Consider the following 17123-nt stretch of genomic DNA (forward strand, 5'->3'; position numbering starts at 1 on the left):
TACTAAGCAAACAGGGTGAGGGTGATTGTTTATGCGTGTGGTCCTCACAGGTGGAGGCACAGGAGGTCATATCTATCCGGCGCTTGCGGTGGCGAAAGAAATAGCTCGCCAGGAACCGCAGGCTGCCTTTTTGTACATAGGAAGTAAAAAGGGTCTGGAGGCGGAGCTGGTTCCGCGCGCAGGGATTCCTTTTCAATCGGTGGAGATCGCCGGATTGAAGCGAAAACTGACGCTCGACAATGTAAAGACGTTCTGGAAATTTCTCAGGGCGGTTTCGGATTCTAAAAAGATGCTGCGCGAGTACCGCCCGGATGTCGTAATCGGCACGGGTGGATACGTGTGCGGCCCTGTTGTCTATGCGGCGGCAAAGTTGGGGATTCCGACCGTGATTCATGAACAAAATGTGGTACCCGGACTGACGAATAAATTCTTGGCCCGCTACGTCGATCGGGTTGCGGTTTCCTTTGAAGAGTCGTTGTCATTTTTTCCTGCGGCCAAAACGGTTTTGACCGGAAATCCGAGGGCTACTGAGGTCATGCATGGAGAGGCTTCGGCAGGAAGAGACTTCCTTGGCGTGGATGCGGACAAGCGTATTGTGCTGATCTTTGGCGGCAGCCGAGGGGCGCGACCGATCAACGAGGCGACTCTGGCCATGATCCCGCGTATGGGAGAATTTCCGCAGTCGCATTTTGTCTACGTGACGGGAAACGTTCACTACGAAACGATTTCGGCAGCGATCAAAGAATTGGACGCGTTGCCTGGCAACCTTTCCGTCTTTCCATTCGTCCACAATATGCCGGATCTTTTGGCGGCAACCCATCTGCTGGTAGGGCGGGCAGGTGCGTCCAGTCTGGCTGAAATCACAGCACTCGGGGTACCGTCTATCTTGATCCCGAGTCCGTACGTCACCAACAACCATCAGGAGAAAAATGCCCGTGGACTGGAAAAGCAGGGGGCGGCGGTTGTTTTGTTGGAAAATGAATTGAATGGAGAGCGTCTGTTTAAAGCGCTTGCGTCCATTTTAAAAGATGATGAGCGCTGGGCTGAAATGCGGGAGTCCTCCCGAAAGCTGGGAATGCCTCAGGCGGCAACGGACATTTATCAGGTGATGAAGAAAGTAGCGAAGTAAGCTGGGCTTTTTTGGTCCATTGTCACGCAAAAATGGGCGATCGCATAGTATGGAGCAAACACGTGATAAGGCCTAGTTGCAACCCTAGCATGTGTATCAGGAGGTTCACAAATGAAACAGATCACAGATGAGTTGAGGCAGGCGAATGTTGGAAAAGTGTGGACCAATGAACCTCTCGCCAACCATACGACTTGGCGGATAGGGGGTCCTGCTGATTTGTTAATCCAGCCCAAGGATAAGTCAGAATTGCTGACAGCCTTGCAAATCATCCGTCGTCATAATATTCCTTGGAGCGTGATCGGGCGCGGTTCCAACCTTCTGGTGAGGGACGGAGGGATACGTGGAGCCGTGCTGAAGGTGGCTGAGGGCTTGAGTCACTGCGAATTCAGGGGCGAAGAGGTGCGTGTGGGTGCCGGATATTCCATGATCCGCCTGGCGATGGAAACAGGCAAAATGGGATTAACAGGTATGGAGTTTGCGGGAGGCATTCCTGGTACAGTTGGCGGAGCCGTTTACATGAATGCAGGGGCGCACGGATCGGATCTGTCACGGATTATCAAAGATGCCGAAATTCTCTTTGAAGATGGTGAAGTAAGTGTGTTGAACAACGAGGAACTGAGCTTCAGTTACCGAACCTCCCTGCTGCAAAAGCGAAAGGGAATTGTACTGGAAGCGCGTTTCCAACTGCGCCAGGGTGACCGCAAAGAGATCGCAGCTGTTTTGGCTGCAAACAAGGATCGGCGCCGGATCACACAGCCCCTACAGATGCCCTGTGCCGGCAGTGTCTTCCGCAATCCGCCGGGAGATCATGCAGGCCGCTTGATTGAAGCAGCAGGACTGAAAGGCTTTCAGATCGGCGGAGCTCAGGTTTCTGAGATCCACGCAAACTTCATCGTCAATCGGGGAGGAGCTACGGCTGCCGACGTCCTCACCTTGATTACGCACATCCGATGCACGATTCAGGAAAAATTTGGCGTCGAAATGCATCAGGAGGTACTGGTGGTGGGCGAGGGGTAACACGGAGGTGAAAGTTTGGATACTTTTGCGATCGAAGGCGGAAGAACTCTGTCCGGTTCGCTTCGGATCCAAGGAGCCAAGAATGCTGCCCTTCCCATACTCGCCGCGTCTGTTCTCGCGGAAGGGCAATTTTATATCTATGATGTTCCCCACCTCAGGGACATTGAGGTGATGCTGGAGATTTTGCAAGCACTGGGAGCAAAAACAAAGCATGCCGAAGGAAGTGTGGATCTTGATACGACTTCCGTTTCCGTAACGCATGTGCCTGATGACCTGATGGGTCAAATGCGTTCTTCGATCTTTCTGGCCGGACCGCTCTTGGCTCGACTGGGGGAGGTCACCATTTCCCGACCGGGGGGATGTTTGATCGGAGAGCGGCGAATCGACCTGCATCTCGCCGGGTTGACCGCGCTTGGTGCAAAAATCGAGGAAGCCGAGGGCTATATAACGTTTCGGGCTGAACAATTGTATGGAACCAATATCTTTCTTTCGTTTCCCAGTGTGGGAGCCACGGAAAACATCATGATGGCGGCTGTTTTGGCCAAGGGAACCACCCGAATCTGCAATGCAGCCAGAGAACCGGAGATTGTCGATTTGCAAAATTTCCTCAATGCGATGGGGGCCCGTATCAGTGGAGCAGGAACGGACACGATCGAAGTCCAGGGAGTTCCGCGGCTGCGCTCTGTCAGCTATCGTATCATCCCTGATCGGATCGTAGCAGGCACTCATCTGCTTGCGGTCGGTGTGTCGCAAGGACATATCGAACTGGCCAATACTATCCCTGAGCATCTCACCGCTGTAATTGAGGTAGCCCGTAGCTGTGGTGTTGAAATCAAGACCCACCATGATATAATGGAGGTTAAGAAGACGGGTAGTCCAAAATCGTATGATCGGATTATCACTTCCCCGTTTCCTGGTTTCCCGACTGATTTGCAAGCACAGTTAATGGTATTTCTTTCTCTGGCCAATGGAACAAGTGTGATCAAAGAGACCGTTTTTGAGGGAAGATTCAACCATGTGAACGAATTGGCCAGAATGGGAGCATCCATTTACGTCGATCTGGGGTCCGCGATTATCCGCGGTGTGGAGCGACTGTCCGGCGCGAGCGTGGAGGCAAGCGACCTTCGGGCCGGTGCTGCTCTTGTACTGGCAGGGTTGGCAGCGGAGGGTACGACTACGGTTTCACAGATTCACCATATCGACCGTGGTTATGAACGGCTGGAGTTGCAGCTACAGCAGTTGGGTGCCCGCATCACCCGAGTGTCGACATAGACCCAAGAAATCAAGCGGCATATCTATGCCGCTTTCCCTGTTTTGTAACATGACAGTAATTTATAATGATCCCAGTTTTTGTGTGCTCGCATGAACGGACAAGCTTCCGGTGCAAGCGAGTCGGACAAGCAATATGAAAGCTTGGCGCGTGATCATGCTCGTGCAGCGAGGAAGGGTTGAGTCATGGCGGTTATTGAAGATCGGATTCCGCATGTCAAAGAGCAGCGACCGAGGCGCAAAGGAAATCGAAAGCTTATCTATTTACTCGTACTGTTCTTTTTGATTGTCTTGATCGTCCTCTTTATTCGCTCGCCTTACAGCAAGGTGCAGGAGATACAGGTGTATGGGAATGACATGTACACACCGGAAGAGATCGTCAGTCATTCCGGTTTGACGATCGGTATGCAGTTTTTTAATGTATGGGAGTATCAGGTGCAAAAAGCAAGCGAACCGCTTGAGGGAGTGAAGGAGATTAAAGTGGAGCGCTCCTTTCCCGGAGTAATCCGTTTGCATGTCACCGAATTTCGAAGAGTGGCTTTCTGGAATGGACAGGACGGCAGCCGAGCGCCGCTTCTGGAAAATGGCAAGGTGCTTCGACAAGTCGATTTTTCCAAACGTATCGTGGACAGGCCCTTGATCAGCTTCTGGCAGTCACCCGAGATGCTTCCCACCCTGGCGAAGGCATTGGCCAATCTGTCCCCCGCCGTGTTAGGAGAAATTTCCGACATTGCGCTGACGCCTACCGTATATGACAAACAGCGGATTACGCTGTATATGCGCGACGGGAATGAAGTGAGAAGCGTCGTGTACAAGCTGGATACCATGCTCAACTGGTATCCGACAATTGTGAAAGAACTGCCCAAAGGAGTAAAAGGGGTTCTCTCGTTGTTTGAGCAGCCTTGGTTTGTGCCTTACACGAATCCGGGTGCGCCGATTCAGCTTCCCGCCGGCGAGTCAAGCCCCAAGCGCTCATAAGTATTTGCTAGAAGGGGAACGGTTATATGGGGCGTCGACATAAATTTAATATTTACCTTACGCTTGTCACTTTTTGCACAGGTTTCCTCGTAGCGACTTCCGTCGAAACGACCAAGCTGCTACAAAGAGAGAGGATGAACGATCAGCTTTTTCAAAAAGAGACCCAATTAAACGAGCGGATATTGGCGGAAAAAGAGCAAAACCGGCACCTTGAGAATCAATTGCTCGACTTGCAGCGGCAAGTGGGCAAAGTGGAAGAAGCGATGGCACAGAGAAAATCAGAAGCGGGGAGTATTCTCAGTGAGCTGGAGGCAGCGCGGATGCGAGCTGGTGTCGTACCGGTTGAGGGCCCGGGTGTCATCGTTACGATGCAGGACAGCCAAAATGCCGGAAGTGCACCGGATGTAGCAAATTACATCGTCCATGAAGAAGATGTTCGTCTGGTAGTCAATGAGCTGCGGGCAGCAGGGGCTGAAGCGATCAGCATTAACGGACAACGTTTGGTGAGCAATTCGGCTATTCGCTGTGTGGGTCCGACAATTATTGTCAACGGCATTAAGTCTGCAGCGCCGTTTGTAATTTCTGCAATTGGAGATCCTCACACGTTGGAATCAGCCTTGCATCTTCCAGGCGGTGTCATGCAATCTCTGCAGGACTTCGTACAGATTGATCTGGCCAAAAAGGACAAGCTAAAACTTCCCGCGTATGTAGGCGACGCCAAGACCAAACATTCCTAGGTGAAGGAAGCGTTTCTGATGTTGCAAAAAAACCGTAAAATCACATTTATTCTTGCTATTATTAGTGCTATCATAGGGGTTATGTTGACCATCCAGCTAAGGAGCAGCTTTCACCCGGTTCATAAAGAGTCGCGGAGTATTGCTGAGTTGCGTGCGTCTCTGCAGAAGGAACTGGAGAAGCACAAAAATCTTTTGGCGGATATTTCTAAGTACAATCAACTGTACTATCAGTATGAAACTTCACTAAATGAGGATGAAAGCCTTTCGGTTATGAAAGAAGAGCTTGCCCGGAATCGTAAACTGGCAGGTATGGTCAGCGTCGAGGGAAAGGGAATCGTGCTGCAGGTAGTTGAAGCTGCGCTGCATCATGCGGAACTGGGCCACGATGGAGAAGTGACCGAGCCTCTGGTAGGTGGTTATACGAGTGACGAGGAAGACCTCAGATGGCTGGTCAATGTACTTTTTGCCAATGGTGCCCAGGCGGTCTCGATTAATGGTCACCGCATGGTCGCAACTACACCGATCCGCTACGTCGGCGATTCGATCCAAATCGATACGAAGACCATTCAGCCACCGTACGAACTGAAAGCGTTGGGGGAACCTGAAGTGTTGCTGTCTGCCCTGAAGCTGGAAGGTGTGGAAGAAAACTTTCGCATGGCCAATAAAGAGATTATTGCCGAAAAGCGGGAGAAGTTGATTGTTCCTGCACACAGAGAGCAACGCCCCATCCAATACATGAAACCTGTCAAAGAAAAAGGAGAATCCTGACATGTGGCTCCCGCTTATCGGACTCATCGTAGGTATCGTGGTTGGTTTTTTGCTGGATTGGCGTGTCCCGCAGGAATACAGCAGCTATCTGTCGATTGCACTGCTTGCTGGCTTGGACACGATTTTCGGCGGGATTCGCTCCTATCTGGAACGAACATTCAATGTGCGCATCTTTATGTCCGGCTTTTTCTTTAATACGCTGTTTGCAGCCGGGCTGGCCTTTATCGGCGGATTTTTGGGAATCGACCTCTATTTAGCTGCGATTGTGGCATTTGGCGTACGTTTGTTTAACAATCTGGCGGTCATTCGTCGGATCGTACTATCCCGGTGGATAAACCAGCAGGAATAGAGACTCATCCCGAATTGGGAAAAAGGTCATATTTTTACAAAAAATCGTGTTAAAAAAAAGGGAATGGTACTTCTGTGTGGAATAAATTACGCAGATGTGTTCACTTCACGATGACTAAAGACGTAGCAAGGGAGGTGTCACAGGTTTGGTAAGCAATGAACTCATCGTCAGCCTAGACATTGGAACTTCTAAAGTACGCGTCATGATTGGCGAGGTAAACAACGGTTCCATCAACATCATCGGAGTCGGACAAGCACACTCGGAAGGAATCAAAAAGGGTGTGATCGTCGACATCGACCAAACTGTGCATGCCATCCGGGAAGCTGTAGACCATGCCGAGCGCATGGTAGGGGTATCGATTGACGAAGTTTATGTCGGTATCACAGGGAACCACATTGAGCTGCATGAAACACAAGGGGTTGTCGCTGTATCCAGCGAGGACCGTGAAATACGAGAGGAAGACATCCAACGAGTCATCCAGGCAGCAAAGGTTGTTGCCATACCGCCCGACCGTGAGATTATTGAAGTTGTACCGAAAGAATACATCGTAGATGGGCAGGGTGGCATAAAAGATCCGCGAGGTATGATCGGCGTCCGTCTAGAAATGGAAGGCACGATTGTAACCGGGTCTAAAACTGTCGTACATAATATTGTGCGCTGCACGGAGCGGACAAATCTCCACGTTTCCGGGATTTTTCTGCAGCCGCTTGCCTCCAGCACGGTAGCTCTTTCCAAAGACGACAAAAAAATGGGAGTCGTTTTGGTAGATATTGGTGCCGGTTCTACGACAATCGGTGTATTTGAACAGGGAAAACTGGCAGCAACGACTGTAATTGGAATTGGCGGCGACCATATTACCAATGATATCTCATTAGGACTTCGGACTCATACGGACGTAGCCGAACGAGTCAAGACCAAAAATGGCTGCGCTCTGATCGACGAGGCTTCTGAGGATGTAAAATTCAAGGTGACGCGTATTGGCAGTGATGTGGAAAAACAGTTTACTCAGGTGGATCTAGCGAACATTATTGAACCGCGTGCGGCGGAGATTTTCCATCTTGTCGAAGATGCCGTGTACAAGCTCGGGTACCATGATGACATAGCCGGCGGCTACGTTTTGACTGGTGGCACAGTAGCGATGCCAGGCATGCTGGAATTGGCAAAAGAGGAGTTAGATGCTCCTGTCCGCGTCGCAATCCCCGATTACATAGGGGTGAGAGACCCTGCTTACACAACTGGTGTCGGTTTGATTCAGTACGCCCTCCATCAGTTGGAGCGCCGGAGTGTGCGGGTAGCTCCTCCATCGTTTAAAGGGGCACAAAAGTCAGCTGTTTCTTCCAAGCCGAAAGAAGGGGCCGGCTTGATGGACAAAGTAAAGAACTGGTTCAGCGAGTTCATTTAAGAGTTGCTGTAACCGAATACTCCGAATTTGGTGAAGGTACCGATTCACCAAGCAGCTTCACCACACAGAAGCTTTTCTCAAGTTGAATTGGGGAGGACTAGCAAGATGCTGGAATTTGATATGGACATGGAATCCTTTGCGCGAATTAAAGTAATTGGTTGCGGCGGTGGCGGAAGCAACGCGGTCAACCGTATGATTGCCGGCGGTGTGAGAGGAGTCGAATTTATTACTCTCAATACAGACGCGCAAGCTCTGCAACTCTCCAGTGCTGACATCAAGCTGCAGATCGGAGAAAAACTGACACGAGGACTGGGAGCCGGTGCCAATCCGGAAATCGGAAAAAAAGCGGCGGAAGAAAGTCGTGATCTGATCGAGAACGCCCTGCGCGGCGCAGATATGGTCTTCGTCACAGGCGGAATGGGTGGCGGTACAGGTACTGGTGCAGCACCTGTCGTAGCAGAGATCGCCAAAGAGCTGGGCGCTTTGACTGTTGGTGTCGTAACTCGCCCGTTTTCCTTTGAGGGACGCAAGCGCTCGATGCAAGGTGAGCTGGGAATTGCAGCATTGAAGGAAAAGGTAGACACACTGATCGTTATCCCGAACGATCGTTTGCTGGAAATTGTAGACAAGAACACCCCGATGCTGGAAGCATTCCGCGAAGCGGACAACATCCTGCGCCAAGGGGTACAAGGGATATCCGATTTGATTGCGACACCAGGTTTGATCAACCTGGATTTTGCTGACGTTAAAACCATTATGACAGAGCGTGGCTCTGCTCTGATGGGTATTGGTGTGGGCAGCGGTGAAAATCGTGCGGCTGAAGCAGCAAGACGCGCTATTTCCAGCCCGCTGCTGGAAACATCGATCGATGGGGCGCGCGGTGTGCTGATGAACATTACGGGCGGCACCAACCTGAGCTTGTATGAAGTAAACGAAGCGGCTGATATCGTATCCTCGGCTGCTGATCCGGAAGTAAACATGATTTTCGGTGCCGTGATCAACGAAGATTTGAAAAACGAGATCGTCGTAACGGTGATCGCTACGGGCTTTGAAGACAACCAGCGTCAAAACGCTGCACAGCGCCGCGTTCAACAGCCTGTCCAAACCAGCAACCGTCCGACGCCAATTTCCAATCAGTCTCAGCCACGTGCGAAGGAAGAGGAAGAAGAGAAGCCATTCTTCTCGATGAGCAATCTGGACAACCTGGATATTCCGGCCTTCCTGCGCAATCGCCGCCGCAACAAGAAGTAGGCGAAAGCAACTATTCATGTACGCAGTATCACATAAACACAAAACAGGAATCCGACGGGATCACTGATTTTGACGAAAGCCTTGTTCTTTATGAGAGCAAGGCTTTTTCCCATTTTCTGAGGTGCTTACTTTTTGGCACAGGGTGGGTATCTTCTACCGTTTCGTATATCTAAGCGGAATCTTTTCAAAGGCCACCTCAAGGCGGAGCCATAGCGAGAAGAAGCATGTTTCCCTGCTCAGCTCCGTATTCCGCCCACATGGATGATTCACTGTCCGCTCCGGGGAGATTCGCGGGGGATCGCAAAAGCAGAAAAGCTCCGAGGTCATCCCAAGGTTGCGCTCCTTTTTCCCGCGAATCCCCCCTCCGCTGAGCGAGAGCTCCACAGTCGCAACGCAGGAAAACATGCTTCTTCACGAAACCGGAGCTTTTTAAAACAATGTGGGTGGACCAAGGACGAACATAAAGACATGCAAAGTTCAAGAAATGATGGAAGGAATGATCTAACTTTCCCTCATTTTAAAAGTTCGAAAGGAGCAGTATGTCCGGAGAAGAATCATGTTTCCCTGCGGTGCGACTGTGTAGCCCAGCTCAGCGGAGCAGCGGATGGCGGGAAATAGGGGCGCAACCTTGGGATGACCCCGGAGCGAAACGGCTTTTGCGGACCCCCGCCAGCCGCTGTGGAGCGGACAGAAATACTTCCCTGCAGGGCGGAATACGGAGCCAAGCAGGGAAACATGATTCTTCTCCCTACAGCCTCGTTGCGAGGATTTAAGGCGGAGGGAGTACTGTAAGAAAGTATTAACAAAAAAAGGGAGATGGTCAATAAAAAAAACGCGGTGTATTTTCCGCGTTTTTGTCGCAAAGAAAGTATTGGTTTTAAGCAGGAAAACGCCCTCATTTTCTGTAGATTTCCACCCAAAATTCTTCTACAAAAAATCCGAAAAAACACGGTCAAGAATTGACAGACTTTACATACACATTGATATATACTGGCTTTGGTCGGTGAGCAACACTGATTGTACGATGGTAGAAACCTCTGACAAAAGACCGGATGGTCGGGTTTGATCGGACGATCGGGGGTGAGAACAAAGTGATTGTGTATCTTGATATCATTCTACTCCTCAATCTGGCCATTGATACCTTGCTCTTGTGGTTCACGGCGTATTTTCGCAAGGAGCGGGTGCGATGGTGGAGGATTATTCTTGCATCCTTGTTTGGATCAACCTATCTCGCCTTTTTCTTTTTTCCCGTTTTTGCTCCCATGTACCAATGGTCCGTCAAATTGCTTTTTTCTGTCATCATGCTGTGGATTGCCTTTGGCCGAAAAAGGTTGCTCGGGTTTTTGCATAATCTGATCCTCTTTTATTTCGTTGCCTTTGTCTTCGGCGGAGGGGTGTTTGGACTTCAGTATTTTCTCTCGACGCAAAACGAGGTCATCAGCGAATTGGTAACGGTACATAGTGACGGCTTTGGCGTCGGATTTACACCCACGCTGGCAATCCTGTTGGCAGGCTTTGTCCTCGTATTTTTCTTGAGCAAGCAAAGCTATGCCGCGATCCAGCAGCCACGAAGGGTAGAAGCAGTTCTGGCGGAGGTCGTAGTGAAGCTCGCAGGTGAAACCGTCCTTTGCAGGGGGCTAGTCGATACGGGGAACCAGCTTTATGAACCGATCACCCGAACCCCTGTAATGGTTGCGGAGACTCGATTGTTTGCACATATCCTGCCCGAAGCCCTCATTGGGCTAAGCAGCAACAGCGAGCAGCCCTTGGATCAGATGGAGGGGATATGGGAGAAGCTGACACCTGAGTGGCAACCCCGTCTGAGGTTGGTACCGTATCGTAGCGTCGCCAGTGGCATGAGTTTTTTGATCGCATTCAAACCAGATGAGGTGCTGATTGTGCAAGACGGCAAACGTTATCTAACCAAAAAAGTACTGGTGGGTCTCAACCCGATTCCCCTGGCGGCGGACGGGCAATACCAGGCCATCGTGCATCCCGCGATGATCGAGACCTCCCTTGAAGAAGAATATCCAGTACGCGAACAGGAGGGCTAACAAATATGTATGTCAAACTTCGTCTGCAATTACAATTACTCTGGTACCGAATCCTGCTGTGGACTGGTGCACGTGCAGAGGAAATTTACTATATCGGAGGAAGCGAGGCCTTGCCTCCGCCGCTGACGCGGGAGGAAGAGGAGATTCTGCTGGGGCGCCTGCCTTCTGGTGATCCGGCGGTACGGAGTATGCTGATCGAACGAAATTTGCGGCTCGTCGTTTATATTGCCCGCAAGTTTGAAAATACAGGAATCAACATTGAAGACCTTGTCAGCATTGGGACAATCGGTTTGATCAAAGCGGTCAATACGTTTGATCCGGAGAAAAATATCAAGCTGGCTACTTACGCCTCACGCTGTATCGAAAACGAGATTTTGATGTACCTGCGCAGAAACAATAAAATCCGCTCCGAGGTATCCTTCGACGAGCCGCTCAATATTGACTGGGACGGAAATGAGCTGCTGCTCTCCGATGTTTTGGGGACGGAAAACGATACGATTTACAAAAACATTGAAGACCAGGTGGATCGCAAGCTGCTGAAAAAAGCGCTTGATAAACTGACTGAGCGGGAGCGAGTCATCATGGAGCTGCGATTCGGTCTCGCTGGTGAAGAAGAGAAGACACAGAAAGATGTCGCGGATCTTTTGGGCATCTCGCAATCCTATATTTCTCGTCTGGAAAAGAGAATTATAAAACGGTTGCGAAAAGAATTTAACAAAATGGTGTAACGCATATTTTCCCAATCGAGGGAGATACTGTTCCTAAACCGTACCAGAGGGTGGCGATAGCCACTTCTCGTCCGGGGACGCGTCAGAACGCGGGCTTTCGAGACAACCGGGTTAGGAACTTTTTTCTTGCTTCGAGGAGGGAAAGACGTGACGCGCAATAAAGTAGAGATTTGCGGGGTAGATACCTCCAAGCTTCCGGTGCTGACCAACAAAGAGATGCGGGAACTGTTTGAACGTCTGCAAGGCGGTGAACTCCCAGCGCGGGAAAAGCTGGTAAACGGCAATCTGCGCTTGGTGCTCAGTGTGATCCAGCGATTCAACAATCGCGGCGAGTTTGTTGACGATCTGTTTCAGGTAGGATGCATTGGTTTGATGAAGGCCATCGACAATTTTGACCTCGGCCAGAACGTGAAATTTTCGACTTACGCCGTGCCGATGATCATCGGGGAAATCCGCCGCTATTTGCGGGACAACAATCCAATCCGGGTATCGAGGTCTTTGCGGGATATCGCCTACAAAGCCCTGCAGGTCAGGGATAATCTCACCAACAAGCATTCGCGGGAGCCCACCATCATGGAAATCTCCCAAGAGCTGAATGTTCCCAAAGAAGACGTGGTTTTTGCACTGGATGCGATACAGGACCCCGTTTCCTTGTTTGAGCCGATCTATCAAGACGGGGGCGACCCGATCTACGTCATGGATCAGATCAGTGACGATAAAAACAAGGATGTGATCTGGGTCGAAGAAATCGCGCTGCGTGAAGGGATGCAACGGTTAGGCGAACGGGAAAAAATGATTATCTCCATGCGTTTTTACGAAGGAAAGACGCAGATGGAGGTGGCCGAGGAAATCGGCATTTCGCAAGCGCAAGTCTCTCGACTGGAGAAGGCGGCGATAGCTCACATGCAAAAACACGTACAATCGTAATGATGGATGGGTCCTAGTCCTGCGGAGTGCTACTGCGGGGCTTTTTCTTTTCTTCAGGTTCGGACATAATCGCCCAACTGTTCATATAATGAAAGAGAAGGGAAGAAAAGAAGGTGAGACGGATGGTGAAGATTTCGGACTTCCAGACCAAAGAGGTAGTGAATATTTTGGACGGCAAACGGTTGGGGCAAATATCCGACTTGGAAATCGACCTTCGCCACGGGAGGGTAGAGGCCATCATCGTCCCAGGACCAGGAAAGTTCCTGGGGTTCTTTTCATCCGGAAATGATTTTGTTATCCCTTGGCGCAATATTGTGAAAATCGGCAAAGATGTTGTTCTGGTTCGAGTGGAAGAAGCCCTCCGGGTGGATGCAAAGAACAACGCAGAGGATGAATATCGCTCGTAGAAAGGCAGAGGGAGCCTTTCTTTTCTTTTTGGCTATGGTATCATAATCCATAGAAACCTTGCGCTTCGCAAACAAGAGGTGAAGAGATGAACGAGCCGTTTATGGAACAGACAAACGCAGCAGGACTTCGCTTGCAGGAGTGGGAAAAAGCGTTTCCCGGTCTGGTCGCAGGCTTCACCATACGTACGGGCGGGGTAAGCGCCGAACCTTATGGATCTTTTAACATGGGGCTGCATGTGGGCGATGATGACTCACATGTGGTAACCAATCGTCGGCTGTTGGCCGAATCATTGGAGATGTCATTTGATGCCTGGACCTGTGCGGATCAAGTGCATGGCAATCGAGTTTGTGAAGTGACGGCAGGGGGAGCAGGGAAAGAGAGTCTCCGCGATGTCATTCCGGCAACCGATGGCCTGTTTACCAATAAAGAAGGAGTATTGCTCACTTCGTTTTATGCAGATTGTGTCCCGCTCTATTTTCTTGACCCCTCGTCTGGTGCAATCGGACTTGCCCATGCAGGCTGGAAGGGGACGGTTTCCCGAATTGCCGAGGAAATGATCAACGCTTTTTGTGATACATACAAAACGAAAACGGAACAACTTTGTATTGCGATCGGACCTTCGATTGGCGGATGCTGTTATGAGGTAGATGATCGGGTGATACAAGAGGTGCGCAAGTCTGCTCGGGAATGGCCGCATGCAGTAGTCTCCTTGAAAAATGGGCGCTACATGCTGGATCTCCCACGGTTGAACCAGGAGATTTTAGAAGAGTGCGGAGTAGCGCCAGAAAATATCCTGCGCACCGGATGGTGTACAAGCTGCCGTACAGACCTTTTCTTTTCACATCGCAAAGAAGCCGGCGTGACAGGGAAAACAGGACGGATGGCTTCCTTTATCGGCTGGCGTAAACGGTAGACACAATTTTGACGGGAAAGGACGTTACGCAAAGATGACCCACGAACAACAACTGCTGAAAGAAAGACTAGAGAGGATTGAGAAAAGAATCGAAGCTGCCTGCATACGTTCGGGGCGAAATCGCAATGATGTCAAAATCATTGCTGTTACGAAATACGTGGATGGCGATACGATTGGGGATCTGTTGGAGATCGGTGTAAAGAATATTGGGGAGAACCGGGTTCAAGATGCCTTGCCCAAACATGAACGGTGGGGACAGCGCGGGATCTGGCATTTTATCGGCCATCTTCAAACCAATAAAGTAAAAGAGGTGATCGGCCGGTTTACTTATGTTCACTCTTTGGATCGACTCTCTTTGGCAGAAGAGATCAATAAGCGGGGGCAAGCGCTGAATATTGTCGTTCCTTGCTTTTTGCAGGTAAATATTTCCGGAGAAGAGACAAAATTTGGCCTTAGTCCCAATGACGTATTGGCATTTCTGCGCGAAACCAGTAATATGAAACATATAAGGATCGCGGGATTGATGACCATGGCGCCTCATGTCGAAGATCCGGAAGAGGCACGGCCTGTATTTAAAGGTCTGCGAGAATGGATGGAGCGGATCAATGAAGAGCAGTTTCCGCATGCGGAAATCACAGAGCTGTCGATGGGAATGTCCAACGACTTTGAGGTAGCGATTGAAGAAGGGGCTACATATATCCGGCTCGGCTCTGTATTGGTCAAGCCGGACTGATTACGTATGCGAGAGGAGGATGGCTATGAGCGTCATGAATAAAATCAAAGGATTTTTGGGATTGGAAGATGAGGAATACTTTGAGGAGACAGTGATCGAAGAGCGAGAGGAACAGGAGCCTGTCAACAACAAAAGACAACAGCAGCTGGGACGTGCCAACAATGTCGTGCCTTTCCAGACGAGGGAGAAGGAGGGAATTCGTCTGATCCTCTGTGAACCACGTCAATACAGCGATGCTCAGGATATCGCTGACAACCTTCGTCACCGCCGGCCTGTTGTGGTGAATTTGCAACGGGTGGACAAGGAACAGGCAAAACGCATCATCGATTTTCTCAGCGGTACTGTCTATGCGCTGAACGGCGATATTCAAAAGGTAGGCGACTATATTTTTGTCTGCACACCAGATCATGTAGATATTCAGGGTACAATTTCCAGTGTCGTGGAAGAATAGGAATAAACTCTTGTTTCAGATCCCGAGCAGTTCTGATTGCGAGCGGTTTGGAACAGGCTAAAGGGTGAGTGAATGTTATCCGTCTTGTTTACCATTATTAATTTCGCGTTTACAGTATATCAGTTTATGGTGATTGCGTATGTGCTCATGTCTTGGGTTCCGCAGATGAGAGAGACCGGGATTGGTCAATTGCTCGAAAGATTTGTAGAGCCTTATCTTGCTCCATTTCGTCGGTTTATCCCGACGCTTGGATTCATCGATATCTCACCAATTGTTGCGTTGATTGCGCTTAATTTTGCGCAAAGCGGTCTGCAGACAATCCTCATCAAAATGTCGCAGATGTAGGTGTATGCGATGAGTATATACAATCATTTTCGAAAAGAAGAGCTTCCCTTTGTGGAACGGGCGCTGGAGATGCTGACGCTGGTGGAGCGAAAGCAGGCCATGCGCCTTACTGATTTTCTGGACCCGCGACAGTTGGCGATTATGCAGAGTTTGACCTCCCAAGTGCACGATGTGGCAGTCATGCCATATGGCGGCTTCGAGGGCGCTGAGCGTGTCCGGGTAATCATCCATCCCGCGTATTTTGATCCAGAGCCTGCGGATTTCCACCTCACGCTGCTGCACATCGGAGCGGACCAGCGCTTTCATCGGCTGGAGCATCGAGATGTGATGGGAGCCCTTTTGAATGCGGGGCTAAAACGTGAAAAATTTGGCGACATGCTTGTCGATGAGCGCGGATGCTATGCAGTCGTGGCAGACGAGGTGGCTGACTTTATCTGTTCACAGGTGACCCATATTCACAAGACGCCGGTTACGTTTGAAAAGGTGGAGTGGGAGTCCTTTGAACCGCCCGACGAGCAATATCAGGAGAAAACCATTACGGTTCCTTCGCCGCGCGTAGACGCTGTGATTGGCGAGGTCTACCATCTTTCACGGGCCAAAGCATTGATCCCGATTCGCGGGGGCAAGGTGAAAGTGAATTGGAAGGTGGTGGATGATCCATCTAGCTTGCTAGAGGCGGGAGACATGGTTTCTCTGGCTGGATGGGGGAGATTCAAGCTGCTCGATGTAGCCGGACCGACGAAAAGCGGAAGAATTCGTATGAATATCGGCTTGGTCACATAGAATGATATCACTGAAATATTTGCAAAATCCGGCAGGAAATGATGAGGAAGCTGTCGAATTTGTCAGTACGATTATTCGGAGAAGTGGGGGGTTCACGTGCCTTTAACGCCGTTAGACATACACAATAAAGAATTCAGCACTGGATTTCGCGGATACAATATTGACGAAGTAAACGAGTTTCTGGATCAGGTTATCAAGGACTTCGAACTCCTGATCAAGGAAAAGAAGGAAATGGAAGAGCGGATCGCGATCCTCAATGAGCGTGTCGATCACTATAAAAGCCTGGAAGAGAACTTGAGCAAGTCGATCTTGGTTGCTCAGGAGACGGCTGAAGATGTAAAATCAAACGCTCGCAAGGAAGCACAACTGATTCTTAAAGAAGCAGAAAAAAATGCGGACCGTATCGTAAACGAGGCACTGGCGAAATCCCGCAAGATTGCGATCGAGATCGAAGAGCTGAAAAAGCGCGCGTCTGTGTATCGCATGCGTTTCCGTACGCTGCTTGAAGCGCAGTTGGAGATGCTGGAGAACGGTGCGTGGGATGATATCGAACAGGCAGATTCCACATCCGCTGTTCTGGCTGAATAAGACATTGACGTCAAGGCTATGATGGTACTATAATAATTTGAAACTTTTCTTTACAATTTTACATCAACTGACAAACGATGAACGGGACGAGTAAGCGCACAAGCACAGTCCAGAGAGCCGGAGAAGGGTGGAAGCCGGCCTGTTGCCTGCCGTTGAAAATCACCCGGGAGTTCAATAGCCGAACACCGCCTGACAGTATGTGCAGCGGTCAGTAAGTGAGCGCGTCATTCCCGTTATGAATGGATCGAGTGAAACAGCGATTTGCCGTGCTGGCAAGACGTCTGTTTAATCAG

The 17123-nt window shown here is 50.1% G+C and carries 20 protein-coding genes and 1 other annotated feature (1 of these 21 cut by a window edge); of the genes, 19 read left to right on the plus strand and 1 reads right to left on the minus strand.

Annotation, left to right across the window (positions count from 1 at the left end):
• Positions 1-31: 31 nt before the first annotated feature.
• The 9 genes from murG (at position 32) to ftsZ (ending at position 8900) form a co-directional block, all read left to right on the plus strand.
• Complete coding sequence (gene murG, locus NDK47_RS09905; RefSeq protein ID WP_251874659.1) at positions 32-1129, plus strand: undecaprenyldiphospho-muramoylpentapeptide beta-N-acetylglucosaminyltransferase; 1098 nt, start codon at positions 32-34, stop codon at positions 1127-1129.
• A gap of 111 nt (positions 1130-1240) precedes the next feature.
• Entirely contained in the window at positions 1241-2146 is a 906-nt protein-coding gene (murB, locus tag NDK47_RS09910) for a UDP-N-acetylmuramate dehydrogenase (RefSeq protein WP_251874660.1), read from the plus strand.
• Positions 2147-2161: 15 nt separating this feature from the next.
• Positions 2162-3418, plus strand: a complete 1257-nt coding sequence (gene murA, locus NDK47_RS09915) for a UDP-N-acetylglucosamine 1-carboxyvinyltransferase (protein WP_251874661.1) — start codon at positions 2162-2164, stop codon at positions 3416-3418.
• Between the two features lie 183 nt (positions 3419-3601).
• A complete protein-coding gene (locus tag NDK47_RS09920) occupies positions 3602-4393 on the plus strand; it encodes a cell division protein FtsQ/DivIB (protein WP_251874662.1) in 792 nt (263 codons plus the stop codon).
• Between the two features lie 26 nt (positions 4394-4419).
• On the plus strand, positions 4420-5130 hold the full coding sequence (locus NDK47_RS09925; RefSeq protein ID WP_251874663.1) for a DUF881 domain-containing protein: 711 nt from the start codon (positions 4420-4422) through the stop codon (positions 5128-5130).
• An 18-nt stretch (positions 5131-5148) separates the two neighbouring features.
• Complete coding sequence (locus tag NDK47_RS09930; RefSeq protein WP_251874664.1) at positions 5149-5898, plus strand: DUF881 domain-containing protein; 750 nt, start codon at positions 5149-5151, stop codon at positions 5896-5898.
• Between the two features lies 1 nt (position 5899).
• Positions 5900-6247 carry a small basic family protein gene (locus NDK47_RS09935; RefSeq protein WP_251874665.1) on the plus strand — a complete coding sequence of 116 codons (348 nt, stop codon included), beginning with the start codon at positions 5900-5902 and terminating at the stop codon, positions 6245-6247.
• Between the two features lie 145 nt (positions 6248-6392).
• Entirely contained in the window at positions 6393-7649 is a 1257-nt protein-coding gene (gene ftsA / locus NDK47_RS09940; RefSeq protein ID WP_251874666.1) for a cell division protein FtsA, read from the plus strand.
• A gap of 105 nt (positions 7650-7754) precedes the next feature.
• A complete protein-coding gene (gene ftsZ / locus NDK47_RS09945; protein ID WP_251874667.1) occupies positions 7755-8900 on the plus strand; it encodes a cell division protein FtsZ in 1146 nt (381 codons plus the stop codon).
• A 554-nt stretch (positions 8901-9454) separates the two neighbouring features.
• On the opposite strand, the gene NDK47_RS09950 is transcribed toward ftsZ, so the two are convergent.
• Complete coding sequence (locus NDK47_RS09950; RefSeq protein ID WP_251874668.1) at positions 9455-9637, minus strand: hypothetical protein; 183 nt, start codon at positions 9635-9637, stop codon at positions 9455-9457.
• 354 nt (positions 9638-9991) lie between these two features.
• Here NDK47_RS09950 and spoIIGA point away from each other — a divergent pair, with 354 nt between their 5' ends.
• The 10 genes from spoIIGA (at position 9992) to NDK47_RS10000 (ending at position 16830) form a co-directional block, all read left to right on the plus strand.
• Complete coding sequence (gene spoIIGA, locus NDK47_RS09955; RefSeq protein WP_251874669.1) at positions 9992-10954, plus strand: sigma-E processing peptidase SpoIIGA; 963 nt, start codon at positions 9992-9994, stop codon at positions 10952-10954.
• Positions 10955-10959: 5 nt separating this feature from the next.
• Positions 10960-11682, plus strand: a complete 723-nt coding sequence (sigE, locus tag NDK47_RS09960; RefSeq protein WP_251874670.1) for an RNA polymerase sporulation sigma factor SigE — start codon at positions 10960-10962, stop codon at positions 11680-11682.
• 147 nt (positions 11683-11829) lie between these two features.
• On the plus strand, positions 11830-12609 hold the full coding sequence (gene sigG, locus NDK47_RS09965; RefSeq protein ID WP_251874671.1) for an RNA polymerase sporulation sigma factor SigG: 780 nt from the start codon (positions 11830-11832) through the stop codon (positions 12607-12609).
• Between the two features lie 122 nt (positions 12610-12731).
• Positions 12732-13016 (plus strand): YlmC/YmxH family sporulation protein, encoded by a 285-nt coding sequence (locus NDK47_RS09970; protein ID WP_251874672.1) that lies wholly within the window; start codon positions 12732-12734, stop codon positions 13014-13016.
• A gap of 86 nt (positions 13017-13102) precedes the next feature.
• On the plus strand, positions 13103-13930 hold the full coding sequence (pgeF, locus tag NDK47_RS09975) for a peptidoglycan editing factor PgeF (RefSeq protein WP_251874673.1): 828 nt from the start codon (positions 13103-13105) through the stop codon (positions 13928-13930).
• 34 nt (positions 13931-13964) lie between these two features.
• Positions 13965-14663: a YggS family pyridoxal phosphate-dependent enzyme gene (locus NDK47_RS09980; RefSeq protein WP_251874674.1), complete on the plus strand. Its 699-nt coding sequence runs from the start codon at positions 13965-13967 to the stop codon at positions 14661-14663.
• Between the two features lie 25 nt (positions 14664-14688).
• Positions 14689-15114, plus strand: a complete 426-nt coding sequence (locus NDK47_RS09985) for a cell division protein SepF (protein WP_251874675.1) — start codon at positions 14689-14691, stop codon at positions 15112-15114.
• A gap of 72 nt (positions 15115-15186) precedes the next feature.
• Positions 15187-15459: a YggT family protein gene (locus tag NDK47_RS09990; RefSeq protein WP_251874676.1), complete on the plus strand. Its 273-nt coding sequence runs from the start codon at positions 15187-15189 to the stop codon at positions 15457-15459.
• Between the two features lie 9 nt (positions 15460-15468).
• Positions 15469-16242: a YlmH family RNA-binding protein gene (locus NDK47_RS09995; protein WP_251874677.1), complete on the plus strand. Its 774-nt coding sequence runs from the start codon at positions 15469-15471 to the stop codon at positions 16240-16242.
• Positions 16243-16338: 96 nt separating this feature from the next.
• Entirely contained in the window at positions 16339-16830 is a 492-nt protein-coding gene (locus NDK47_RS10000; RefSeq protein WP_251874678.1) for a DivIVA domain-containing protein, read from the plus strand.
• A 68-nt stretch (positions 16831-16898) separates the two neighbouring features.
• Positions 16899-17123 (plus strand) — a binding site (T-box leader); it runs 34 nt beyond the window's last position.

It is taken from the genome of Brevibacillus ruminantium, from assembly GCF_023746555.1.
Classification (GTDB): domain Bacteria; phylum Bacillota; class Bacilli; order Brevibacillales; family Brevibacillaceae; genus Brevibacillus; species Brevibacillus ruminantium.